The following is a 23,517-nucleotide window of genomic DNA, read 5'->3' on the forward strand; positions in this document are numbered from 1 at the left end:
TGTCCGAAAAGTCTGCAACTTTTCCGGATCATGCTCTAAACGACGCCGATCCTGAGAAGATCGTGGAAATGGACGACGCCGACCGGGCGCTCGTCCTCGACAACCACCAGCGCGCTGATGTTGTTGTCGTTGAGCACAGCAATAGCCGCACTTGCCAGCATCTGTGGCTGAACCGTTTTCGGCTTGCGGCTCATGATCTCGTCGACAGCCAGTTCGCCAAGATTCCGGTGGAGGTTGCGGGCGAGGTCGCCGTCGGTGACGATGCCAGCAAGCTTGCCTTCTCCATCGACGACGCAGACGCAGCCGAACCGCTTCCTGGAAAGCTCGATAATAGCCTCGGACATGCTGGTGCCGGTCGGCACCGAAGGCATTTCATCACCTGAGTGCATGATCTCGGCGACATGCATCAGATTGGCGCCAAGTTGGCCGCCCGGATGAAAAGTACGGAAATGATCAGCCGTGAAGCCCCTCGCCTCGAGAAGCGCTACTGCAAGCGCATCGCCGATAACCAGTTGCAACAGCGTCGACGTCGTCGGTGCAAGCCCATGCGGACAGGCTTCGGGCGCGCGTGGCAGGTTCAGGACAACGGTCGATTCACGCGCAAGGGCTGAATTCTCGCCTGCGGTCACTGCGATCAGGGGAATGCTGAAGCGCCGGGCATAAGCGACGATGCCCTTCAATTCAGCGGTCTCGCCTGACCAGGACATGGCAAGTATGGCGTCATCACGGGCGATCATGCCGAGATCGCCATGATTGGCTTCTGAAGGGTGGACGAAGAACGCCGGCGTTCCGGTCGAGGCCAACGTGGCAGCGATCTTGGAGCCGATATGCCCGCTCTTGCCGACACCGGTCACGATAACCCGGCCACTGATGCCGGCCAGCAATTCCACGGCTTCGGCGAAAGGTTCCGCCAGGCCATTTTCGAGCGCTTCGGTGAGTGCCTCGACGCCTGCCCGTTCAGTGCTCACCGTTCGCATCGCCGAAGCGATCGACGCTTGCCTGTCGGGCTGTTTCTTCTTGAGAGATCCTGCGTGCATGGCTGATGCGATTAGCGCTTTGGCGTGCCGCTGTCCAATATTATCGACTCCGGCCCCTTGCGGACAGCGCCTTCCTCAACCCTCCGTTAACCATCCCCATTTACGGTCCGGTAACGCTGATGTCTGCGGGCGATAGCGGTTTGGGGCTGCACAGCAGGTGATTATGTCTTGGGTTCGCCCAGCGAATAAAGGACGCCCGGAATGGAGGGCGCTGCGGGCCTTGCTTCTTACGGCAAGTGCCGCCACCCTTTTATGCGCATTCCAGGCTCATGCGCAGGACAGTGGCGGATTGCGCGGAGCGGTTGCCGAGACCGATGTCACCGGCACCTTGCTGGGCAGAGGCCAGGCCGGCAAGGCTCAGGCCCAGAATGCCGCCAATCAGGCACCTGCGGACCAGAACCCGCCACCGCAATATGCTCCCGAAAGCACCGGTGCCGTCCCGGATACCACCGATACCGCGGCCTCGCCCGACCCGAGCCTGTTCGCCTTACCGCCAAACACCGACGACCCTTTTGCCGACGATCCGCCGCCGGCAAGCACGCGTCCAACCTCCGCGGCCAGAAAACGCACCGAAGATGCGCGCAACCGCAACACTGCCACCACGCAGGCGGACAGCGAAACGGCCCCCAGCGGACAACCGGCCGAGGAAGTGGACGACGACACGACCACCGGCACGGTCCGAACGCCGACCATCGATTCGGAACAGGTCCTGAAGCTGGACGAGGGCGCAGAGCGCGCCGAAGCAATCGAAGGCCTGAACCGTCCCCGCGACGACAACCCCTTTGCCGCCACCGGCATACGCGCCGGTTCCTTCGTGCTTCGCCCTTCGCTTGAACAGGGCATAACCGCCACCTCCAACGCCAGTGCGAGCAGTGGCGGGTCGTCCGGCGTGCTTTCGGAAACCACGCTGCGCCTCAACGCCGTATCCGACTGGAGCCGCCACTCGGCGACGATCGACGCTTACGGTATCCTGCGGCGGACACTTTCAGGCGAAGAAATCAAGGAGACGCAGGCAGGTATCGACGGCAAGCTTGATCTCGAACTCGGCGACGAGCTTCGCGGCCACGTCGAGGCCGGTTATCAGCGCCGGCCTGAATCGGGCTCCTCCCCGGTCGCGATCGAAGGTACCCTGTCCCAGCCGATCCGGCAGACATTCACCGGCAGCCTCGGCCTCGAAAAGGATATGGGCAAAGCCCGCTTCGGCATTACCGGACGAGTCGAGCACGACATGTATGGCGACGCGGAGCTTTCCACCGGCGGCCCCATCTCGCAGAAGGACCGCGACTCGACGCTGGCAACGCTGACGCTTCGCGGCGGCTACGAAATCTCGCCGGCGCTGACGCCCTTCCTGGAAGCAGAAGTCGGCCGTCGCTTCTACGACGAGAAGGTCGATGCGAGCGGATATGAGCGCTCTTCCAACCGGCTCGGCGCGCGCGCGGGTGTTGAACTCGACCTCGGCGAAAAGCTGTCGGGTGAATTTTCCGCCGGCTGGATTCGCGAAGGCTTCGACGACGATCGCCTGAATGCGATAGGCGGACCGACCGTCAACGCCAATCTTGCCTGGTCGCCCGAACGCGGCACGATGGTGAACCTCGCCGCCTCGACCGAGGTGGAAGGATCAACGACGGCCGGTGAAAGCGGCTCCGTACTCCATTCCGCGCGGCTGTCGGTCGAGCGCGAAATCCGCGCCAATCTCACGGCCAATGCTGCGATCGGCGCCGGCTACCGCGACTATTCAGGCTCGGACGGCCACGACGTCATATTCAATGCAGAAGCAGGAGCAACTTGGTGGCTGAACCGCTATGCCGGCCTGACCGGGCGGCTGCGCCATGAACAGTTGAAGAGCAATCTGGAAGGCCGCGACTATCAGGCCAACAGCGTATTCGTCGGCCTGAAAGTCCAGAGATAGGCCAACCGACCGCTACTCGATAGGCTTCAGCTCCTTGAGCATGGTTTCCAGCATCGCCGAGATATTTTTGTGCATGTCGGGCCGCCACAGCGAAAACGCCACATTGGCCTCGATGAAGCCTTCGGGCGAACCGCAGTCGAAGGTCCTGCCCTTGTAGTGCGAGCCGTAGAAGGGCTGCTGCTTTTCCAGTTTCAGCATCGCATCGGTTAGCTGGATTTCGTTGCCTGCCCCGCGCTCCTGCCCTTCCAGGATTCCGAAAATCTCGGGCTGCAGGATGTAACGGCCATTGATGTAGAGATTGGACGGCGCCGTTCCAGCCTTCGGTTTTTCCACCATGCCGGTGATCTCGAATCCGTTACGCACCTCGTTCCCGAGCCCGACGATGCCATATTTATGCGCCTCGGCCGGGTCGCATTCCTGCACGGCGACGATATTGCCGCCGGTCTCGTTGTAGAGTTCGACCATCTGCTTGAGGCAGCTCTGGTCCGTTTGCATGATCATGTCCGGCAGAAGCACCGCGAAGGGTTCGTTGCCGACGAGATCGCGCGCGCACCATACCGCATGGCCAAGGCCGAGCGGCACCTGCTGGCGCGTGAAGCTTGTCTGGCCAGGTGCCGGCTGAAGGCGCTGCAGCCGCGCAAGCTGGTCGTCCTTGCCGCGTTGGGCAAGCGTGTCATACAGCTCGAACTGGACGTCGAAGTGATCCTCGATGACAGCCTTGTTGCGGCCGGTCACGAAGATGAAATGCTCGATGCCGGCCTCGCGCGCCTCATCCACCACATACTGGATGACCGGCTTGTCGACGACCGTCAGCATTTCCTTGGGAATGGATTTTGTTGCCGGAAGAAAGCGCGTGCCGAGACCGGCGACCGGGAATACTGCTTTGCGAACCTGTTTCATATTGACACTTATCCACCCCAACGGCCTGTCGACAATCACGGACTGCGACATTTTCACGCCGAAATTGAAAAATATTGAATTGACCGCCCGCTTTTGCGCTTTCGCGGGCTCTTTGGCGTGCGAATTTCGCTATGGTAAACTGATTGATAACCGCGTTCGGCGATGAATGAGGCTTCCGATGATGGACAAGGAGGAAAATATGCTCGTTCGCAAGACCGCAATTCGCCTTGCAAGCGCCGCGGCAGCCGCCGGTCTGTCGCTCGCTCTTATGTTTTCGGCGACTCCGGCTTCGGCCGACGCCGGCTTTCAGCGCTGGGTTTCGAGTTTCCGCAACACCGCCGCGCAAAGCGGCATTTCCGGCACGACTTTCGATCGCGCCTTCCGCAATGTGAAGGACATCGACCCGGAAGTGCTGCAGAAGGCGCGCTTCCAGCCCGAATTCACCGCACCGGTGTGGGATTACTTCGACAACCGGGTGCATGAGCAGTCGGTGGCTGTCGGCCGCGATATGGCGCGGAAATGGAAGCCCTGGCTCGACCGCATCGAGGCGAAATACGGCGTCGACCGCTATATACTGCTCGCCATCTGGTCGATGGAATCGAACTACGGCGAAATCCTCAAGCGCGACGATGTCATGCGCAATGTCGTGCGCTCACTGGCGACGCTTGCCTATGCCGACGAGCGCCGGGCAAAATTCGCGCGCACGCAGCTGATCGCCGCGCTGAAAATCCTGCAGAGCGGCGATATCGACGAAAGCCATCTGACCGGCTCGTGGGCCGGCGCGATGGGTCACACCCAGTTCATTCCGACCAGTTATCAGGCCTATGCCGTCGACATGGATGGCAACGGCAAGCGCGACATCTGGAATTCCGTGCCTGACGCACTGGCGACCGCCGCCAACCTCTTGCACAAGAATGGCTGGCAGAGCGGCAAGACCTGGGGCTACGAGGTCTCCCTGCCGGCTGGCCGCAAGTTCCCCGGTGGCTCCAAGTCGCTGTCGCAATGGCAATCGCTCGGCGTTACCCGCGCAAGCGGCAAGCCGTTCCGCAGCGGCTCCGACAAGGCGGAACTGAAAGTGCCGGACGGGCGCGCGGGACCGGCCTTCCTGATGACCAAGAACTTCTTCGTCATCAAGCGCTACAACAATGCCGACAAATATGCGCTCGCCGTAGGCCTGCTTGCCGACGAGATCGCTGGCTATGGCGGCCTCGTGCAGGACTGGAGCCGCCCCTTCACCAAGCTCAGCTTCGAGGAGAAGCAGGAACTTCAGCAACGCCTGTCCGCCTATGGCTATTATGAAGGCAAGTTCGACGGCAAGATCGGTGAAGGATCGCGCGCGGCCATCAAGGCATACCAGGCCAAGGCCGGCTTGACGCAGGACGGTCATCCGAGCATGGAAGTGCTCAAGACGCTGAGGAAACGCTAGGAGCAAGGCCTTTGCCAGGCAAGGAGCGCACCGCACTTCCGGTCCGGATTACGGCGTTCCTTGTTGCGCTCGCGGTCCTGACGACCGGTCTCTGGTTGGCGTTGCCGGCGTCGCCTGCCTTCGCGCAGGAACCGGTCTATCGCCCATGGTCGTTGCGCGACCTGTTTTTCCCGCGCAGGGAACCGCGCCTGGCTCCACCGGCCGATGTGCCGGGAGGAAGGTCCAAGGGAAATGTGCGCAAGAAGGCACCTAAGGCGCGCGCCGTCGCTCGCAAGCCGGCGGAACCGGAAATTCCCGTCATCGATAAAGAGCCCGACGCAAAGGTCGTGCTCGTCATCGGCGACTTTCTTGGCAGCGGTCTCGCCGACGGCCTTGGCATTCTCTACGCAGAGAACCCAAAAATCCGGATAGTCGACAGGTCGAAAGGTTCGTCCGGCTTCGTTCGCGAAGACTATTTCAACTGGCCCAAGGAAATAGGCGTGTTGATCGAAACCGAAAAGCCCACCGCTATTGCCGTCATGATGGGTTCCAACGACCGTCAGCAGATGCGCGTCGGCGACACGCGCGAAACTCTGGGAACGGACAACTGGAACAAGGAATATGCCAAGCGCACTGAAGCTTTGGCCAAGGCAATCACGGAGCGCAAGGTGCCGTTCGTATGGGTCGGCGTGCCGGCTTTCAGGTCTTCCAAGATGACCTCCGACATGCTGGCCTTCAACGATATTTACCGCGCGGCGAGCGAGGAGGCCAAGGCCGAGTTCGTCGATGTCTGGGACGGCTTCGTCGATGAGAACGGCGCATTCATAACGACCGGTCCCGACGTCAGCGGCCAGCCGGTCCGCCTGCGTTCCGACGACGGCATCAATCTCACGCAAGCGGGAAAGCGCAAGCTGGCTTTCTACGCGGAAAAGCCCTTGAGCAAGATCCTCGGCCTCACCACGGTGCCGGGGACCGCGGCCGTGCCAGCATTGCCGGCCCTCACCCCGGAGGCCCAGAAGGCCGCGCCCGTCGACCGCACGGTGCCGATCTCGCTCAACGATCCCGAACTGGACGGCGGCACCGAACTGCTCGGTGCAAATGTCGGCAAGGCCACGCCGCGGTCCCCTGGCGAAAAACTGGCGATCGACGGCATCGCGCCCGAAGCCAAGCCCGGGCGTGCCGACGATTTTTCCTGGCCGCCCAGGCCTGCCGAGCCGGCAACGGCAGCCGCGCCGGCAATACCGGACACAACGGCTACCGTCAGGCGCTGACCAAGCCCCTATCCCGGAGGCCACGCAAAGTCAGGACCGGTTCTGAAGAACGAGACGTTGTTGGTGAAAATACTGGCTGGAACGAGCCTGATCATGCGCCCGTCTGGATGCTCTATCTGAGCCACGTTGTCGATGAACCATGCGTTCCAGTCTGCTTCGGGGCCAAGATACTTGTGCAGGAGCCGCTTGAAGCGATCCGGCGACATCGGCTCAATGGTGGCGGCACCGCGCAGTCCGAGGTGCAGCAGGACGCCGGCGTCATTGTCAAAGTGCACGATTTCTAACGCGCAGCGTGGATCTCTTTCCAGATACTTGACCGCACTGCCATCTGATGACCCGAGAAGCCAGATCGCACCGTCCTCCCAGATGAACCATACCGGTGCATTGCGCGGTGCGCCGTCCTCGGTAACGGTCGCCAAATTCGCCATCAACGGGCGACTTAGAACATCCTGTGGATCGAACTCCTGCATCATCAAGTTATATCAGCAGATCGAGTAGACGGGGAGGTCCTAGCCATATCGGCGGCCGCCGAGCACGATAGCCACGGCCAGGCACTGATCGCAAAAGAAAAGGCGCCACGCAGGCGCCTTTTCTTTTGCAGTTTCGATGAAGCGTTCGCCTATCGCGGCAAGACGCTCGAACCCATCAGCGCCTCGTCGATGGCGCGGGCGGCCTGCCGGCCTTCGCGGATCGCCCAGACGACGAGCGACTGGCCGCGGCGGATATCGCCCGCCGCATAAAGTTTGTCGACGCTCGTCCGGTAGTCGCGGTCGTTGGCATCGACATTGGTCGAACGGCGGCTGTCGACGCCGATCTTGAGCTGCCCGTCCAGTTCCTTGACCACACCGCCAGCCATCGGACCGGCAAAGCCGATGGCGATGAAGGCGAGATCGGCGCGGATGACGAACTCGGTGCCGGCGATCGGCTTGCGCTTCTCATCGACCTCGCAGCACTTCACACCGGTCAGCTGGCCGTCCTCGCCGATGAATTCGAGCGTCGCCACCTGGAACTCGCGCTCGGCGCCCTCGGCCTGCGACGAGGACGTGCGCATCTTGGTCGCCCAGTAGGGCCAGACGGCAAGCTTGTTTTCCTTTTCCGGCGGCTGCGGCCGGATGTCGAGCTGGGTCACGCGCACCGCGCCCTGACGGAACGCCGTGCCAACGCAGTCGGATGCGGTATCGCCGCCGCCGACCACAACGACATGCAGCCCGCCGGCCACGATTGACTCGGACTTCCAGGCCACCGACTGGATATCCTCACGCGCCACGCGCTTGTTCTGCTGGACGAGATAAGGCATCGCGTCATGCACGCCTTCGAGATCGTCGCCCGGAATGTTGGCCGGACGCGGCGTCTCGGAGCCGCCGCAATAGAGCACGGCGTCATATTCAGCGAGCAGTTCCGAAACCGGCTTGTCGACGCCGACATTGACGCCGCAATGGAAGGTCACGCCCTCGCCCTGCATCTGCTCGACACGGCGGTCGATATAATGCTTTTCCATCTTGAAGTCGGGAATGCCGAAACGCATCAACCCGCCCGGCTTGCTCTCGCGCTCATAGACGTGAACGTCGTGCCCGACGCGGCCGAGCTGTTGGGCAGCGGCCATGCCGGCCGGACCCGAGCCGATGATGGCAACGCTTTTGCCCGTCTTCTTCTCCGCCGGATAGGGGCGGATATGGCCAAGCTCATAGGCTTTGTCGGCGATGGCCTGCTCGACCGTCTTGATGGCGACCGGAATGTCCTCGAGGTTCAGCGTGCAGGCTTCCTCGCAAGGCGCGGGGCAGATGCGGCCGGTGAATTCCGGGAAATTGTTGGTCGAATGCAGGTTGCGGATCGCATTGTCCCAATCGCCATTGTAGACGAGGTCGTTCCAGTCCGGAATCTGGTTGTGGATCGGACAGCCGGTCGGGCCGTGGCAGAACGGCACGCCGCAATCCATGCAGCGCGCTGCCTGTTTCTCGACTTCCTTGTCCGACATCGGCAGCGTGAATTCACGGAAATGCCGGATACGGTCGGAGGCCGGCTGGTACTTGTGCACCTGCCGGTCGATCTCAAGAAATCCTGTTACCTTGCCCATTGCAAAAACTTTCGTAGATCAGACCCTGCGAAATATCACAGGTAAAACTGGTGGCTCTTCTCTTGAAGCAGGTTGGCTCAGCCGTCCAGCCCGGACCTTCGGTCGGCCCGTTCCGTCCGGACGGCTGACGCGGCTATTCCGCCGCGACGCCCATCCTCATGCGCTCCATTTCGATCAGCGCGCGGCGATACTCGACCGGCATGACTTTCCGGAATTTCGGCCGGTAGTTCGCCCAATCGTCGAGAATAGCCTTGCCGCGTGTCGAACCGGTGAAATGCACATGGTTCGAGATGAGCTGGTAGAGGCGCTCCTCGTCATGGCTGGTCATGTCACCGGATACGTCGACACGGCCCTTGTGATCGAGGTCGCCACCATGATGGAGAAGTTTCTCCATCAGGTCGTCCTCTTCCGGAACCGGTTCCAGCTCGACCATCGCCATGTTGCAGCGCTCGGCGAAATCGCCGGCCTCGTCCAGCACATAGGCGACACCGCCCGACATGCCGGCCGCAAAGTTGCGCCCGGTCTGGCCGATGACGACGACAACGCCGCCGGTCATGTATTCGCAGCCATGGTCGCCAACGCCTTCGACGACGGTGACGGCGCCCGAGTTGCGCACGGCGAAACGCTCGCCGGCGACGCCGCGGAAGTAGCATTCGCCCTCGGTCGCGCCGTAAAGCACGGTGTTGCCGACGATGATGGACTCCTCGGCGACGATTTTCGCATTGTCCGGCGGACGGATGACGATGCGCCCGCCCGAAAGACCCTTGCCGACATAGTCGTTGCCGTCGCCGATCAGCTCGAAGGTGATGCCACGTGCCAGGAACGCCCCGAAGGACTGCCCAGCCGTGCCGGTGAGCTTCACCGAGATCGTATCGTCGCGCAGGCCCTTGTGCTTGAAGCGCTTGACCACTTCGCCCGAAAGCATGGCGCCGGCCGAACGGTCGACGTTGCGGATTTCAGCCTCGATCGTCACGGCCTGGCGCGATTCGAGCGCCGGCTTTGCCTGCTCGATCAGCTTGCGGTCGAGAACGTCGTCGATCGGATGCTTCTGGCGCTCGGTCCAGTGCGTAGCTTCGGCCGGAGCATCGGGCTTGTAGAACATGCGGGCGAAATCGAGCCCGCGTGCCTTCCAATGTTCGATCATCGCCCGCTTTTCCAGAAGATCGGTATCGCCGATGATCTGGTCGATATGGGTGTAGCCCATGGCTGCGAGCAGCTCGCGCACCTCTTCCGCAACGTAGAAGAAGTAGTTGATGATGTGCTCGGGCGTGCCCTTGAAGCGCTTGCGCAGAACCGGGTCCTGCGTGGCGACACCGACCGGGCAGGTGTTGAGATGGCACTTGCGCATCATGATGCAGCCGGCGGCAATCAGCGGCGCAGTCGAGAAGCCGAACTCGTCGGCTCCCAGCAGCGCGCCGATGATAACGTCACGGCCCGTGCGCAAGCCGCCATCGACCTGCAAGGCGACGCGCGAACGCAAGCCGTTCAGCACCAGCGTCTGGTGCGTCTCGGCAAGGCCCATTTCCCACGGCGAACCCGCATGCTTCAGTGAGGTCAGCGGCGAAGCGCCGGTGCCGCCGTCATAGCCGGAGATGGTGATGTGGTCGGCGCGCGCCTTGGCGACGCCGGCGGCAACCGTGCCGACGCCGACTTCCGAGACGAGCTTGACCGACACGTCGGCCGCCGGGTTGACGTTCTTCAGGTCGTAGATGAGCTGCGCCAGATCCTCGATAGAATAGATGTCGTGGTGCGGCGGCGGCGAAATCAGACCGACGCCCGGCGTCGAGTGACGGGTCTTGGCGATCGTGGCATCGACCTTGTGGCCGGGAAGCTGGCCGCCCTCGCCAGGCTTGGCGCCCTGCGCGACCTTGATCTGCATCATGTCGGAGTTGACGAGATATTCGGTGGTGACGCCGAACCGGCCCGACGCAACCTGCTTGATCGCCGAACGCTCGGGGTTCGCGCCACCGCCGGGCAGCGGCAGATAGCGATCCGGCTCTTCGCCGCCCTCGCCGGTGTTCGACTTGCCGCCGATCCGGTTCATGGCGACGGCCAGCGTCGTATGCGCCTCGCGGCTGATCGAGCCGAAGGACATCGCCCCGGTCGAGAAGCGCTTGACGATATCGGCTGCCGGCATGACGTCATCGAGCGAAACCGGCTTGCGGCCGGTGTCTTCCGCCAGCCTGATCTTGAACAGCCCGCGAATGCCTTGCGCCCGCGCCGTCTCGCTGTCGATCTGCGCGGAGAACTCCTTGAAGGTTTCCCATGAGCCCTTGCGCACGGCGTGCTGGAGGCTGGCCACAGCATCCGGCGACCAGATATGAGCCTCGCCGCGCATGCGGTACATATATTCGCCGCCGACCTCGAGCGCGTTGCGCAGCACGGGGTCGTCGCCGAAAGCGTCGGCATGGCGGCTGACCGTCTCGGTCGCGACTTCGTCCAGCCCGACGCCCTCGATGAGAGTGGCGGTGCCAGTGAAATACTGCTCCACGAAGTCCGACTTCAGCCCGATGGCGTCAAAAATCTGCGCGCCGCAATAGGACTGATAGGTCGAGATGCCCATCTTGGACATGACCTTGAGGATGCCCTTGCCGATCGACTTGATGTACCGCGTCACGACCTCGGAGGCGTCCACTTCCGCCGGCATGTCGCCACGCTTGTGCATGTCGAGCAGCGTATCGAAAGCGAGATAGGGGTTGATCGCCTCCGCGCCATAACCCGCAAGGCAGCAGAAGTGGTGCACTTCGCGCGGCTCGCCCGATTCGACGACGAGGCCGACCGAGGTGCGCAGCCCCTTGCGGATGAGGTGGTGGTGCACGGCCGCCGTCGCCAGCAGCGCAGGTATGGCGATGCGGTCCGGCCCGACCTGACGGTCGGACAGGATGATGATGTTGTAGCCGCCGGCAACAGCCGCCTCGGCACGCTCGCAAAGCCGCTCGATGGCGCCCTGCATGCCCGCAGCATCCTCGGCGGAGCCATAGGTGATGTCGATCGTCTTGGTGTCGAAGCGGTCCTCGGTGTGGCCGATGGAGCGGATCTTTTCCAGATCGCCATTGGTCAGGATCGGCTGGCGCACTTCCAGCCGCTTCTTGCGCGACGAACCGACGAGATCGAAGATGTTCGGCCGCGGCCCGATGAAGGAAACCAGGCTCATCACCAGTTCCTCGCGGATCGGGTCGATCGGCGGGTTGGTGACCTGCGCGAAGTTCTGCTTGAAATAGGTGTAGAGCAGCTTCGACTTGTCCGACATGGCCGAGATCGGCGTATCGGTGCCCATCGAGCCGACGGCTTCCTGACCCGTCGTCGCCATCGGCGACATCAGCAGCTTGGTGTCTTCCTGCGTATAGCCGAATGACTGTTGGCGATCGAGCAGCGAGACATCCTTGCGCAGCGCGCGCGGCTCGACCGGCTTCAGCTCTTCGAGGATGAGCTGGGTGTTATGCAGCCAGGTCTTGTAGGGATGCTTGGTCGCAATCTCGGACTTGATTTCCTCGTCCGAGATGATCCGGCCCTTTTCAAGGTCGATCAACAGCATCTTGCCGGGCTGCAGCCGCCACTTCTTGACGATCTTTTCTTCCGGCACCGTAAACGCGCCGGCTTCCGACGCCAGGATGACACGGTCATCGTCGGTGACGACATAGCGTGCCGGACGCAGGCCGTTGCGGTCCAGCGTCGCGCCGATCTGGCGGCCATCGGTGAAGGCGACCGCTGCGGGACCGTCCCACGGCTCCATCAGGGCAGCGTGATATTCGTAGAACGCCTTGCGGTCGGCATCCATCAGCTTGTTGCCGGCCCAGGCTTCCGGGATCAGCATCATCATCGCGTGCGCCAGCTTGTAGCCACCCTGGAACAGGAACTCGAGTGCGTTGTCGAAGCAGGCGGTGTCCGACTGGCCTTCATAGGAGATCGGCCACAGCTTGGAGATGTTGTTGCCGAACAGCTCGCTGTCGACCGACGCCTGGCGCGCAGCCATCCAGTTGTTGTTGCCGCGCACCGTGTTGATCTCGCCATTATGCGCTACCATGCGATAGGGGTGTGCCAGCTTCCACGACGGGAAGGTGTTGGTCGAAAACCGCTGGTGAACAAGAACCAGCGCCGTCTCGAAACGTGGATCGGCAAGGTCCTTGTAATAGGCGCCGACCTGATAGGCGAGGAACATGCCCTTGTAGACGATCGTGCGCGCCGACAGCGACACGCAATAGGCGCCGATATCCTTGTTGTCGTTCTCGGCATAGATGCGGCCGGAAATGACCTTGCGCAGCAGATAAAGCCGCGCCTCATATTCCTCATCGTCTTCGATGTCGGGCGTGCGCCCGATGAAGACCTGGCAGTGATACGGTTCGGCCGCGGCAATATCCGGCGCCTTGGAAAGCGACGAATTGTCGACCGGCACGTCGCGGAAGCCGATCAGCGGCAATCCCTCGGACTGCGCCGACTCGCGGATGACGTCGTAGATATGGGCGCGCAGCTCGGCATCCTGCGGCATGAACCAGTGGCCGACGCCATATTGTCCCGGAACCGGCAGCTCGATGTCCTGCTTGGCCATTTCTTCGCGGAAGAAACGATCCGGAATCTGCACCAGCAGGCCGGCGCCATCGCCCATCAGCGGGTCTGCGCCCACCGCACCGCGATGCGTCAGGTTTTCGAGCATGAATAGCCCGTCCTTGACGATCTGGTGCGACTTCACGCCCTTCATGTTGGCGATGAAGCCGACGCCGCAGGCATCGTGCTCGTTGCGCGGATCGTAGAGTCCCTGCGCGGCCATGCCATTGGGAGTTCGCAAGTTGGCGCGTTTGACGGCAACGGCTTTCGTCTGCGCGGGCGCCTGGAATTGCGTCGTCACAGATGTCGTCATGTCCGTCATCGTCCTTCCCTTCCGTTTCCAGCCCTTTCGGGCGTCTCTCCATTGTCTGGCAGCCTTGCGGCACATCCATCAAATCGCCTGCACGTCTTGTCGAATTTCCGCGGAAAAGCATACTGCCCGGGCGGTATACAGTCCTTGGGGTGCGTGAGTCACTGCCACTTTCGCGGCATTCCCGGCACCGGTCGCAGTGATAGCCGGACAGGCGTCGATCATACGCCAAATCCAGCAAGCATTGCTCAGATAAAATAAGACAGCACTACTGTCCTAATTTTCTTATTGCAGAATTTTTCGAACCGCACAAGACCGATTCACAAAAAAACGGCACAAACCGCGTAATAATCTTGCGCCACATTGTCGCGACACGAAACTTTCGGCCTCCTCGGGCTTTTGTCCAATCCGGCAGCCGTGACAGATTTTTTCCCTCTGGCCCTTGATGCTGCCCATCAAAACCGGCCAAGGTCCCCGCGCCTTCAACGCGTATCCTGCGGAACCGACATATGTTTTTTGCCTCCGACAACTGGGCCGGCGCCCATCCCAAGATCGCCGCCTCGCTTTCCACACACGCATCCGGTTTCAGCACCGCCTATGGTGACGGCGATCTCGACCGCGCCGTCTACGAAAAATTCAGCGAAATCTTCGAGCGCGAAGTCGCAGTCTTCTTCGTCGCCACCGGAACGGCCGCCAACTCGCTGTCATTGGCCGCCTATAACCGTCCTGGCGGCGTCTCCTTCTGCCACCGCGAGGCCCATGTGATGGAGGACGAGTGCGGCGCGCCGGAGTATTTTTCCGGCGGCGCCCGCCTGCGTGCCGTAGACGGTTCGCTCGGGCGGATGACCCCCGGCAATCTCGAAAAGGCGATTTCCCATTTCGAGCCGGAATTCGTCCATGCCGGCCAGCCTATCGCCGTGACGATCACGCAAGCCACCGAGGTCGGCACAGTCTACAGCCTGGCCGAGATCGATGCGATTTCAGCCATCGCAAAGAAGCGCAACCTGCCGCTTCACATGGACGGCGCACGCTTCGCCAACGCGCTGGCATCGCTTGAAACGACGCCTGCCGAAATGACCTGGAAGCGCGGCGTCGACATCATCTCCTTCGGCGGCACCAAGAACGGCTGCTGGTGTGCCGAAGCGGTGGTGCTGTTCGACACCGGCATGGCGCGCGAATTCGGCTTCCTGCACAAGCGGGCCGCCCAGCTTTTTTCGAAGTCGCGCTTTATCGCTGCCCAGTTCGATGCCTATTTTACGGACGACCTCTGGCTCGAAACGGCCCGCCATTCCAACGCTATGGCCGCGCGTCTGGGCAAGGTCATCGAAGCGTCGAGCAAAGCCCGCCTCGGCTGGCAACCGCAGGCCAACGAGGTTTTCGCGATCATGAGCAAGGACACGATGAAAGCGGCGACGGACGCAGGTGCGGTCTTTTATCCCTGGAACGCGCCGCACGGCTTTGCCGAACGAATCGACGAAAACGAAACGCTCTGCCGCTTCGTCACCAGCTTTGCGACAACGGCAGAGGACGTCGATCGATTCGGCGATCTGATCGCCTAACCAGACTGAACAAAAAAAACGGCGCCCGAAGGCGCCGCTTTTCGCTCGGGAGGAGCGTACTGGATTAGTTCGCAGTCTTGGCTTCGATCTGCTTGGCGGATTTGTCCGCGGGGGCCGAAATCGCGATCTTGCGCGGCTTGAGCTCTTCGGGAATGGTCCGCTTGAGGTCGATGTGCAGCAAGCCGTTCTTCAGATTGGCGCCGGTGACGTCGACATGGTCGGCAAGCTGGAAGCGGCGCTCGAAGGCGCGCGAGGCAATGCCGCGATAGAGCAGTTCGGAGCCTTCGCCGGTGCCCTCATCCTTGCGCTCGCCCTTGATGCTCAAGACGTTGCGATGGGCTTCGATGGCGATATCGCTATCCGAGAAACCCGCTACCGCCATGGAGATGCGATAGGAATCCTCGCCGGTCCGTTCGATGTTGTAGGGCGGATAGGTCTGCGCGCCTTCCGGCTGGGCAAGGGAATCGAGCATCGTGAAAAGTCGGTCGAAGCCGACGGTAGAGCGATAGAGTGGGGAAAAATCAACGTGACGCATGGTTCTGTTCTCCTGTTGAGCAACATTGTTCGCGTGTGACCTGCCTGACCCATAATGGCGTTTCGGCGTGATCAGCGGCCCCATTCCTTGGCGACCGCAAGAAGTCATTTGGGTGCCCCCTTCGGCCATTTCAAGGCTTTTCCCAACGCGAAAAATCCACGCCGATGAACGCAGGATGAACCGGCGCTTCGGTTAGCGTTCAGAACCGCCCTGCTAGATTGGCCTCAATGTGAAAGTTAGCGGTGCGTATCCTGCCGCGACGGGGCCGAGCCGGGTGTAACGTCCCTTCCACCCGGATCGACAAAGGCCGGAAGTCAGTGAAAGCTGCTTCCGGCCTTGCTTCTTTTACCGCCGCCGGCGGTCTAAATTTGTTTGCATTTCATCGCTACGCTTTTATCAGTTTCAGGGCCGGCCTTCGGCGCGAATGAGAACAGCCGAAGATGACGGACTATTTCTACGACATACCCGGAAATCCGAAGCCTGAAAGGGCGACCTCCGGCTACATCACCGCCTTCGACCAGAAAAAGCTGCGCTACGCGCTTTTCCCGGCAACGTCGCGCCCCCTCAAGGGTACGGTGATAATCCTGCCCGGCCGCAACGAGTGCATCGAGAAATATTTCGAGACGGCCCGCGATCTCGCAGCGCGCGGCCTGGGTTCGGCGAGCCTGGATTGGCGCGGCCAGGGTGCTTCCGATCGATTGATCCGAGATGCAGGGCGCGGCCACGTCCGTGGCTTCTTCGACTACACGCGCGATCTCGAACAATTCTTTGCCGAGATCGTTCTGCCCGATTGCCGCGGCCCCTATTACATCCTTGCCCATTCGATGGGCGCGCTGATCGCGCTTCTGGGCACACCGGCGATGGTCAACCGCGTGCGGCGAATGGTGCTGATCGCCCCGTTCTTCGCCCTGCACAAGTCACCGCTGTCGATGCCCGCGATCAGGCGCATGGGCAACGCGCTTTATTATAGCGGGCTCGGCCAGCTATATGTCTCGGGTGGGCGTCAGGGCCAGATCGAACCCTTCGCCACGAACAAGCTTACGACCGATCCTGAACGCTACCGGCGCAATTGCCTGCTCTACGAGACCTATCCGCATCTGGGCCTCGGCGGCCCAACCGTCGCCTGGATCCGCGCGGCCGCCGAAGCCGCCACGATCGTGCAGAACCCGGAATTCATGGCAAAGGTTCAGATCCCAACGCTCTTCATTGTCGCCGGCGCCGACGAAGTCGTTTCGAACCGCGCTATCGAGGACTACTCCAGACGCCTGCGCGTCGGCTCGCTGCTGACCGTCGACGGTGCCCGTCACGAAATTCTTCAGGAAGCCGACATCTATCGCGAACAGTTCCTCGCCGCCTTCGACGCCTTCATTCCCGGCAGCGATGCGCCGGTGATGTAGCGTCCGTCAACCGTTGAGAATTTTCATCGCCGCCGCGTGAAGCTCGGGCGTGGCCGACGCCAGTATGTCGCCGCCGTTTTCCGCCGGTCCGCCGCTGAAGGTGGTGACCACGCCGCCCGCCTTCTCGATGATCGGGATCAGCGCAACGATGTCGTAAGGCTGCAGGCCGGGGTCGGCGACGATATCGGCGTTGCCGGAGGCGACCATAGCAAAGGCGTAGCAATCGGTACCATAGCGGGCGAGCCGGACCTGGCTTTCCAGCCGGTCGTAGAGCACGCGTTTGTCACCCTTGAACAGCGCCGGCGTGGTGGTGAACAGCGTCGCATCGGCCAGCGACGTCGTCTTGCGGGTCGACAGTTTTCGCGCACCCCCCGGGCCTTCGTAATGCGAGCCCGACGCGTTGGCGTAGTACAATTCACCGGTGAAAGGCTGGGACATCAGCCCGGCGACTGAGTCGCCGTCGACGGTCAATCCGACCAGCGTCCCCCAGACCGGAAGGCCGGAAATATAGGCTCGCGTGCCGTCGATGGGATCAATCACCCAAACGTGACTGCTCGAGGCGTTTTCGATGCCGTGTTCCTCGCCGAGAATGCCGTGGTCCGGAAATTCGGCGTTGATCAGCGCGCGAATGGCGCGCTCGGCCTCGCGATCGGCCTCGGTTACCGGGTCGAATCCGCCGGAAAGCTTATTGGAAACAGCACCTTGCTGGCGGAAGCGTGGCAATGTCTCGGCCGCCGCGGCTTCCGCGATCCGCCGCATGAACTGAACGGTGACGGGCAATCGTATCTCCCCGATGTTGCGTGAATGGCACAGGCGTTTCCGAACGGGGAATTGCCACATCACTCTGAATTAAAAAAGCATAAAGTCGCTTGACATTTGTGCAGCGCACAATAACTTTGTTCACAGACGGGTTCGCCTGTCTATGCCCTCCTTGGGCGTTTCCTCCCTAGACTTCGACCGCGTTGTGCGAACAGCGCGGTTTTTTTTGAGAGGTCGCCGCGGGCGTCTGGCGTTACTCGGCGGCAAGCGGCAAATCGCCGATATCACTGTCCGGGATGGCCATCAGGTCGGCGCAGAACCGCGTCAGGTCGTCGGCCAGCGCATCGAAGCCGGCGGACTTCTGGAACGTCCTTTCGTTCATATAGAGGCCGCGGTTGATCTCGATCTGCAGGGCGTGAAGATTGCGCGCCGGGCGACCGTAATGTTCGGTAATGAAGCCGCCGGCATAGGGCTTGTTGTGAGCGACCGTGTAGCCCATCGCGATCAGCAGCCCGATGGCATTTTCAGTCAGCGCCCGCGAAGCCGAAACGCCGAACCGGTCGCCGATGATGAAATCCGGCCTCATGCCGTTTTCACCGATGCGAATGCTGGCCGGCATCGAATGGCAGTCGATCAGCACGCCAAAGCCGAAGCGCGCATGCGTGCTTGTCACAAGCCGCTTCAAGGTCGCGTGGTAAGGCTTGTACACCGCCTCTATGCGCGCAAGCGCCTCGGCGAGCGGCAGGCGGCTGGGATAGATGTCGAGCCCCTCGCCCACCAACTTCGGCACCGTGCCGAGGCCGCCGGCGACGCGGGCAGAACGTATATTGGCGAAGGATGGCACCGGCTCGACGAACATGCGCGGGTCGAGTTCCCAGGGCTCGCGGTTCACGTCGAGATAGGCGCGCGGAAAATTGGCAGCCAGCATCGGCGCGCCCAGCGCCACCGCCCCGCCGAACAGCTCGTCGACATAGCAATCTTCGGAACGGCGGATGGCATTGCCGTCGAGCCGCGTCATGGCCAGGAAGCGCTCGGGATAGTGGCGGCCACTGTGGGGAGAGTTGAAGACGAAAGGAACCCGCTGCTCGGCGCCGGTGCGAACCTCGAACGGTGCGACCACCGAGAAATCATCGGCCGCTGTCATGAACTCTGTCCAACCCGCAAAACCCACTGCATCATGATCATGAAAGTGCCATCTGCCAGGCATTCTGTCCAGCGCTTCGCTGGTTGACGGTATGTCAGGATATCGCGATGGACATCGACATTCACTTGATGTTTACCCTCCAAGCTTCATATACAGAATGGTTAACGGGGCCGCATTATTGCGGTTCACGTGAAGTGATTCGGACGGGACACGATGGCACGCATTCTTCTGGCGGAAGACGACGACGATATGCGTCGGTTTCTGGTTAAGGCGCTGGAGCGCGCCGGTTATGACGTCAGCGATTTCGACAATGGCGCCAGCGCCTATGAGCGGCTGCGTGAAGAACCCTTTTCGCTCCTCCTGACCGACATCGTCATGCCGGAAATGGACGGCATCGAGCTCGCCCGCCGCGCCACCGAGATCGACCCCGACCTCAAGGTCATGTTCATCACCGGCTTTGCCGCCGTTGCACTGAACCCCGATTCCAAGGCGCCCAAGGACGCCAAGGTGCTTTCCAAGCCGTTCCATCTGCGCGATCTCGTCAACGAGGTCGAGAAAATGCTGCAAGCCGCCTGAGCGGCTTTTTGGCCGCCGGGAAAGATAACCGTAAAAGGCTGATCTTTCCCGATTCCCGCTATTGACGCGCCTGTCAATTATGTGGTGTATGCGCGGCGTCGGATGGGCGTGTAGCTCAGCGGGAGAGCACTGCATTGACATTGCAGGGGTCACAGGTTCAATCCCTGTCACGCCCACCATCCTTTCAATACTTGGCTGATTCAGCGTTTAGTCGCCGGATGGATACCGCGCGAGTATTGTCGGCGGATAGGGCTCCATCGATCTCCCGGTAGCCAGCTAAGATGCAGGGGACAGTTTACTTTTTTGCCCCTTGCGCGAGATCGCAACCGCCGCGCCCTTCCGGGGCAAGAAAGTAAACTGTCCCCGGTGCGCGCTTCATCATCGCCACGCCCGGTTTTCACCGTCTGGCCATTGTCAAAGATCGGGAAGCGGGGCGCATGGCCGTGCCTTCCTAGTGTTTAATACGTGGCGCAGCTTCCGCGCCCCGCTCGTTAGTCACTCGAAAAGCCAAATCGTTGGCTTTTCGTCCGCTGCGCGGACCGCTCCTAACCTGTCCCGAAGTCGGCCGGTCACAACGCCCGCTCCATGTACATTCCATGGACAAGACGACGCGGGTTCTCCGCATGGTTTTGGGCAGTGGCATTTGCGCCGTGCTCGTTCCACGCCGGCCTGTGTCGGGCCCTCGGAGCCCTGGCTACCACACCAGGGCGGGAGGTCACCGCCACTCCCCCTTGATCCCGGTTCCAGACCCGGTCCCGCAGGAGCGATGGGAGGATTATGGATGCGTGCGAAAGGGTGTGGAAAAATCGAGGGTGAAAAAATGTGCGGTGTGAGCGAAAACAATGGGTTGGCAGGAAATCGGGTGAAAATCTTTCCACACCTTCGCAAGCTTCACCTTCGATGGTTCTGCACCGCAGTGAACTTCATTGATGTTCCGGCATGGATTCCCGACACTCTCCGCTCGTTCCTCGCTCACGAGGTCGAGAATGACGAGCTTGTTGTTTGCCCGGGCGGCAACCCGCCGACGTTGGAGATGAGCCGAGCTTGTTGGTTGCCTGGCAACTCACTAATGCCGAAGATTGGCGGCAAGCCTAATTCGTCATTCTCGACCTCGTGAGCGAGGAACGAGCGGAGAGTGTCGGGAATCCATGCCTGAACGCAGAAGAGCTTCAACGGTACAGAATGCGCGTCAACACTAGGGCCGGGCCGCGCCTGACGATGCTGCGGCCAATAGATCCCGGATAACCTGCGCTTCGCTCCGGTTTCCGGGATGACGACCGCATGTTGCGCCGGTGCCAAACTCCAACGCCGGCACACGGCAGGCACGGCAGCACCGCGCCCTGCCCTAATGCAACACCAGCACATCCCCGGCAGAGAAGCTGATTTCCGTCTCTTCGCCGACGACCGGCGGTGGGCTCGTTGGGCTGTTGAAGGTGTCGAGCGAGACGGCGTTCTTGCCGACGCCGACGCGCACGCGAATGACCGAGCCCAAAAAGCTGACATCGGAAATCTTGCCGCCCAGGCTGGAATCGCGGCCGGCCTGTTTTCCCAGCACGATGGCTTCGGGGCGCAGAGCAAGCGACAGCGTGTCGCCGGCCTTGGCGCCATTCAGCGCACCCTTCTTGAGCTTCACTTCGCGATCGTTGATGCGAACGGTCGCCGACGCCGGATCGGTGACGGTGCCATCGAGCACGTTCAGCGTGCCGACGAAATTGGCGACGAACTTCGTCGACGGGCGATTGTAGATTTCGAATGGCGTGCCGACCTGTTCGGCGCGGCCGTCATACATGACGACGATGCGGTCCGACATCGACAGCGCCTCTTCCTGGTCGTGCGTGACGAAGATGGTGGTGATGCCGAGCTTCTTCTGGATGGAACGAATTTCCTCGCGCAGCGAGACGCGCACCTTGGCGTCAAGCGCCGACAGCGGCTCGTCAAGCAGCAGGAGCTTGGGCTTGGGCGCCAGGGCGCGGGCGAGTGCTACGCGCTGCTGCTGGCCGCCGGAGAGCTGGTAGGGATAGCGTTCGCCGAAATCCGGCAGCTTGATGATGGCAAGCATTTCGGCCACTCGGGCATCGGCTTCGGCCTTCGGCATGCCAGCGACCTTGAGGCCGAAGGCGACGTTCTGCGCCACGGTCAGGTTCGGGAACAGCGCATAGGCCTGGAACACCATGCCGATGTTGCGCTGGTTGGGCTTGAGGTTGGTGACGTCCTTGCCGCCGATCAGGATGCGGCCGGCGCTCGGCTCCTCGAAACCCGCCACCATGCGCAGCATCGTCGTCTTGCCGCAGCCGGAGGGCCCGAGGAAGGATATGAATTCGCCGCGATCCACGTCGAGGTTGAAATCGGTCACCACGGTGGTCTGGCCGAAAGCCTTGCGGACACCCTGGATGCTGAGAAATGTTTCGGACATGTGCGTCGTTTTCTTTCAGCTCAATTCGGGTTGTTTGCCGACTTCGGCGCGAAGCGGGACAGGACCTGTATGACCGACATGCAGCCCCATGTGATGGCGAAGGCGATGACGGCGAGTGCCGCCGGCTCATAGGCCCGGTTCGCGCCGATATTCTGCAGATACGGGCCGAAGGCAGGCCGGTTGAGCAGGCTTGCCATGGTAAACTCGCCGATGACGATTGCAAAGGTAAGGAACGCGCCCGACAGCACCGCGATCAGCACATTGGGCAGGATGATGCGGGCGATGATCGTCGTCCAGCCTGCGCCGTGAACCTGCGCGGCCTCGGTCAGCGTGCGCACGTCGATGGTGCGCAGGCCGGTGTCGACCGCGCGGTACATGTAGGGCAGCGCCAGCGTGGCATAGCCGATAATGAGCAAGAGGTCGGTGCCGCGCGTCGAACCGAGGAACGGTATCGGCGAGTTCGAGCCATACATGCGGATATAGCCGAAGACGATGACGATGGCCGGGATGATCAGCGGCAGCAGCGTGATGAACTCGACCACGGGCCGAAGATGCGGCATGCGCAACCTGATCCAGTATGCCGTCGGCACCACCAGCACGACGCCGAGAACGATGGTGAAGCAGGCGATGATGACCGAGTAGCCAAAAGTTTCCTGGAAACGGATATCGCCCAGCACGACCCTGTAGGCGTCGAAGGAATATTCGCCGCGCCGCATGCGCAGGGAAAACTCCAGCGTCGCGATCAGCGGGATGAAGAAATAGGCGGCACCGACGATGAAGGTCGCCCACGCCCAGAAGCGGCTTACCTTCATTTGAGCCACCTCTCGCTGCGGGTCCGGAACCAGATGTAGAAGATGTTGGCGAGCCCGGTGATGAAGATCATTCCGAAGGCCAGCGCATAGCCGAGATGCGGATTGTGCAGCACGTCGCCGCGGATCTGCGCATAGAGCAGGATCGGCACGATGTTGAGCGACGAGCCGGTCAGCGCGTAGGCGGTGGCGATAGCGCCGAAGGCGTTGGCGAACAGCAGGATGACCGTGCCGAGGAAGCTCGGCCACAGCACCGGAATGGCGACCATGCGCCAATACTGGAACTGGGTGGCGCCAAGCGTGGAGGCAGCCTCGCCCCATTCCTTCTTCAACCCGTCGATCGCCGGCGTGATGATGACCACCATCAGCGGAATCTGGAAGAACAAATAGGTCAGCGTCAGGCCCCAGAAGGACAGTATGTTGAAGCCGAGCGCGTAGATGTTGATGCCGAGCACGTCGCGCAGCAGGATCGTGACCAGCCCGAGCCGGCCGAGGGTGGCAAGGAAGGCGAAGGCCAGAGGTACGCCGGCAAAGTTCGAGGCCACGCCCGAAAACGTCATGGTGGCGGAGCGCACCCAGCGCGGCAGCCCGCCGCGTACGATGGCAATCGAAATGGCGATGCCGATGAGAGCGCCGAGGATGGCCGAGGCAAAGCTCACCTTGATGGAAATCCAGTAGGCGGCGAGGATCGACGGCTGGAAAAGCGCGGCGATGTTTTCGAAGGTGAACTGGCCCTGATCGTTCTGGAAAGCACCGACGACCAGATAGAAGGTCGGCAGGATCAGGAACATCAGCGCGAAGATGAAGAATGGCGCGACGCCCAGCCAATGAAGCGGCAGCCGCATGCCGCGCGCCTGCGCGGGCGGCCCGGATTGCC

General features: G+C 61.7%; 18 protein-coding genes and 1 tRNA gene. 8 read left to right on the forward strand and 11 right to left on the reverse strand.

Going from position 1 to position 23,517, the window contains the following annotated elements; all coding sequences use genetic code 11:
* Positions 1 to 35: 35 nt before the first annotated feature.
* Entirely contained in the window at positions 36 to 1,037 is a 1,002-nt protein-coding gene (locus WBQ96_RS23710; protein ID WP_336553871.1) for a KpsF/GutQ family sugar-phosphate isomerase, read from the reverse strand.
* Between the two features lie 163 nt (positions 1,038 to 1,200).
* Here WBQ96_RS23710 and WBQ96_RS23715 point away from each other — a divergent pair, with 163 nt between their 5' ends.
* Positions 1,201 to 2,946, forward strand: a complete 1,746-nt coding sequence (locus WBQ96_RS23715) for an outer membrane beta-barrel protein (protein WP_442920874.1) — start codon at positions 1,201 to 1,203, stop codon at positions 2,944 to 2,946.
* 12 nt (positions 2,947 to 2,958) lie between these two features.
* Here WBQ96_RS23715 and galU read toward each other — a convergent pair whose 3' ends face one another.
* Complete coding sequence (galU, locus tag WBQ96_RS23720) at positions 2,959 to 3,846, reverse strand: UTP--glucose-1-phosphate uridylyltransferase GalU (RefSeq protein WP_165120682.1); 888 nt, start codon at positions 3,844 to 3,846, stop codon at positions 2,959 to 2,961.
* Positions 3,847 to 4,045: 199 nt separating this feature from the next.
* Here galU and WBQ96_RS23725 point away from each other — a divergent pair, with 199 nt between their 5' ends.
* Together WBQ96_RS23725 and WBQ96_RS23730 are read left to right on the forward strand one after the other, a co-directional pair.
* Positions 4,046 to 5,272, forward strand: coding sequence for a lytic murein transglycosylase (locus WBQ96_RS23725; protein ID WP_165120683.1), 1,227 nt, complete (start codon positions 4,046 to 4,048; stop codon positions 5,270 to 5,272).
* 11 nt (positions 5,273 to 5,283) lie between these two features.
* Positions 5,284 to 6,522 carry an SGNH/GDSL hydrolase family protein gene (locus WBQ96_RS23730; RefSeq protein ID WP_336553874.1) on the forward strand — a complete coding sequence of 413 codons (1,239 nt, stop codon included), beginning with the start codon at positions 5,284 to 5,286 and terminating at the stop codon, positions 6,520 to 6,522.
* Between the two features lie 8 nt (positions 6,523 to 6,530).
* Here WBQ96_RS23730 and WBQ96_RS23735 read toward each other — a convergent pair whose 3' ends face one another.
* From WBQ96_RS23735 to gltB, 3 genes are all read right to left on the reverse strand, one after another.
* A complete protein-coding gene (locus WBQ96_RS23735) occupies positions 6,531 to 6,995 on the reverse strand; it encodes a pyridoxamine 5'-phosphate oxidase family protein (RefSeq protein WP_336553876.1) in 465 nt (154 codons plus the stop codon).
* A 146-nt stretch (positions 6,996 to 7,141) separates the two neighbouring features.
* On the reverse strand, positions 7,142 to 8,596 hold the full coding sequence (locus WBQ96_RS23740; RefSeq protein ID WP_336553877.1) for a glutamate synthase subunit beta: 1,455 nt from the start codon (positions 8,594 to 8,596) through the stop codon (positions 7,142 to 7,144).
* Between the two features lie 133 nt (positions 8,597 to 8,729).
* Entirely contained in the window at positions 8,730 to 13,460 is a 4,731-nt protein-coding gene (gltB, locus tag WBQ96_RS23745) for a glutamate synthase large subunit (RefSeq protein ID WP_336553878.1), read from the reverse strand.
* 497 nt (positions 13,461 to 13,957) lie between these two features.
* On the opposite strand from gltB, the gene WBQ96_RS23750 reads away from it, so the two are divergent.
* Positions 13,958 to 15,007: a threonine aldolase family protein gene (locus WBQ96_RS23750; protein ID WP_336553879.1), complete on the forward strand. Its 1,050-nt coding sequence runs from the start codon at positions 13,958 to 13,960 to the stop codon at positions 15,005 to 15,007.
* Positions 15,008 to 15,071: 64 nt separating this feature from the next.
* Here WBQ96_RS23750 and WBQ96_RS23755 read toward each other — a convergent pair whose 3' ends face one another.
* The gene (locus WBQ96_RS23755; protein ID WP_336553880.1) at positions 15,072 to 15,542 is read right to left on the reverse strand and encodes an Hsp20 family protein; all 471 of its coding nucleotides are present in this window, start codon (positions 15,540 to 15,542) and stop codon (positions 15,072 to 15,074) included.
* Between the two features lie 440 nt (positions 15,543 to 15,982).
* Here WBQ96_RS23755 and WBQ96_RS23760 point away from each other — a divergent pair, with 440 nt between their 5' ends.
* A complete protein-coding gene (locus tag WBQ96_RS23760) occupies positions 15,983 to 16,939 on the forward strand; it encodes an alpha/beta hydrolase (protein ID WP_336553881.1) in 957 nt (318 codons plus the stop codon).
* Between the two features lie 6 nt (positions 16,940 to 16,945).
* On the opposite strand, the gene hisN is transcribed toward WBQ96_RS23760, so the two are convergent.
* Together hisN and WBQ96_RS23770 are read right to left on the reverse strand one after the other, a co-directional pair.
* Positions 16,946 to 17,698 carry a histidinol-phosphatase gene (hisN, locus tag WBQ96_RS23765; protein WP_442920875.1) on the reverse strand — a complete coding sequence of 251 codons (753 nt, stop codon included), beginning with the start codon at positions 17,696 to 17,698 and terminating at the stop codon, positions 16,946 to 16,948.
* 253 nt (positions 17,699 to 17,951) lie between these two features.
* Complete coding sequence (locus tag WBQ96_RS23770) at positions 17,952 to 18,842, reverse strand: N-formylglutamate amidohydrolase (protein ID WP_336553884.1); 891 nt, start codon at positions 18,840 to 18,842, stop codon at positions 17,952 to 17,954.
* A gap of 213 nt (positions 18,843 to 19,055) precedes the next feature.
* On the opposite strand from WBQ96_RS23770, the gene cpdR reads away from it, so the two are divergent.
* From cpdR to WBQ96_RS23785, 3 genes are all read left to right on the forward strand, one after another.
* Positions 19,056 to 19,418: a cell cycle two-component system response regulator CpdR gene (gene cpdR, locus WBQ96_RS23775; RefSeq protein ID WP_008835384.1), complete on the forward strand. Its 363-nt coding sequence runs from the start codon at positions 19,056 to 19,058 to the stop codon at positions 19,416 to 19,418.
* Between the two features lie 104 nt (positions 19,419 to 19,522).
* Positions 19,523 to 19,597 (forward strand) — tRNA-Val (locus WBQ96_RS23780).
* 602 nt (positions 19,598 to 20,199) lie between these two features.
* Positions 20,200 to 20,535 carry a hypothetical protein gene (locus WBQ96_RS23785; RefSeq protein ID WP_336553887.1) on the forward strand — a complete coding sequence of 112 codons (336 nt, stop codon included), beginning with the start codon at positions 20,200 to 20,202 and terminating at the stop codon, positions 20,533 to 20,535.
* 228 nt (positions 20,536 to 20,763) lie between these two features.
* Here the strand turns inward: WBQ96_RS23785 and WBQ96_RS23790 are convergent, their stop codons facing one another.
* From WBQ96_RS23790 to WBQ96_RS23800, 3 genes are read right to left on the reverse strand one after another with little or no spacing between them, the layout of a single operon-like run.
* The gene (locus WBQ96_RS23790) at positions 20,764 to 21,831 is read right to left on the reverse strand and encodes an ABC transporter ATP-binding protein (RefSeq protein ID WP_336553889.1); all 1,068 of its coding nucleotides are present in this window, start codon (positions 21,829 to 21,831) and stop codon (positions 20,764 to 20,766) included.
* 20 nt (positions 21,832 to 21,851) lie between these two features.
* The gene (locus WBQ96_RS23795; RefSeq protein WP_336553890.1) at positions 21,852 to 22,643 is read right to left on the reverse strand and encodes an ABC transporter permease; all 792 of its coding nucleotides are present in this window, start codon (positions 22,641 to 22,643) and stop codon (positions 21,852 to 21,854) included.
* Positions 22,640 to 23,485: an ABC transporter permease gene (locus WBQ96_RS23800; protein WP_336553961.1), complete on the reverse strand. Its 846-nt coding sequence runs from the start codon at positions 23,483 to 23,485 to the stop codon at positions 22,640 to 22,642. Before WBQ96_RS23800 ends, WBQ96_RS23795 begins: the two co-directional genes overlap by 4 nt.
* Positions 23,486 to 23,517: the final 32 nt, after the last annotated feature.

The organism is Mesorhizobium sp. CCNWLY176, assembly GCF_037153935.1.
GTDB lineage: Bacteria > Pseudomonadota > Alphaproteobacteria > Rhizobiales > Rhizobiaceae > Mesorhizobium_M > Mesorhizobium_M zhangyense.

Coding starts and splice junctions, on each gene's coding strand:
- gltB (WP_336553878.1), bottom strand. CDS start 13,460: ATGACGGACATGACGACATCTGTGACGACGCAATTCCAGGCGCCCGCG.
- WBQ96_RS23790 (WP_336553889.1), bottom strand. CDS start 21,831: ATGTCCGAAACATTTCTCAGCATCCAGGGTGTCCGCAAGGCTTTCGGC.
- WBQ96_RS23800 (WP_336553961.1), bottom strand. CDS start 23,485: ATGCGGCTGCCGCTTCATTGGCTGGGCGTCGCGCCATTCTTCATCTTC.
- WBQ96_RS23715 (WP_442920874.1), top strand. CDS start 1,201: ATGTCTTGGGTTCGCCCAGCGAATAAAGGACGCCCGGAATGGAGGGCG.
- WBQ96_RS23770 (WP_336553884.1), bottom strand. CDS start 18,842: ATGACAGCGGCCGATGATTTCTCGGTGGTCGCACCGTTCGAGGTTCGC.
- WBQ96_RS23795 (WP_336553890.1), bottom strand. CDS start 22,643: ATGAAGGTAAGCCGCTTCTGGGCGTGGGCGACCTTCATCGTCGGTGCC.
- WBQ96_RS23740 (WP_336553877.1), bottom strand. CDS start 8,596: ATGGGCAAGGTAACAGGATTTCTTGAGATCGACCGGCAGGTGCACAAG.
- WBQ96_RS23760 (WP_336553881.1), top strand. CDS start 15,983: ATGACGGACTATTTCTACGACATACCCGGAAATCCGAAGCCTGAAAGG.
- WBQ96_RS23735 (WP_336553876.1), bottom strand. CDS start 6,995: ATGATGCAGGAGTTCGATCCACAGGATGTTCTAAGTCGCCCGTTGATG.
- cpdR (WP_008835384.1), top strand. CDS start 19,056: ATGGCACGCATTCTTCTGGCGGAAGACGACGACGATATGCGTCGGTTT.
- hisN (WP_442920875.1), bottom strand. CDS start 17,698: ATGCGGCGGATCGCGGAAGCCGCGGCGGCCGAGACATTGCCACGCTTC.
- WBQ96_RS23750 (WP_336553879.1), top strand. CDS start 13,958: ATGTTTTTTGCCTCCGACAACTGGGCCGGCGCCCATCCCAAGATCGCC.
- galU (WP_165120682.1), bottom strand. CDS start 3,846: ATGAAACAGGTTCGCAAAGCAGTATTCCCGGTCGCCGGTCTCGGCACG.
- WBQ96_RS23710 (WP_336553871.1), bottom strand. CDS start 1,037: ATGCACGCAGGATCTCTCAAGAAGAAACAGCCCGACAGGCAAGCGTCG.
- WBQ96_RS23725 (WP_165120683.1), top strand. CDS start 4,046: ATGCTCGTTCGCAAGACCGCAATTCGCCTTGCAAGCGCCGCGGCAGCC.
- WBQ96_RS23755 (WP_336553880.1), bottom strand. CDS start 15,542: ATGCGTCACGTTGATTTTTCCCCACTCTATCGCTCTACCGTCGGCTTC.
- WBQ96_RS23785 (WP_336553887.1), top strand. CDS start 20,200: ATGCGTGCGAAAGGGTGTGGAAAAATCGAGGGTGAAAAAATGTGCGGT.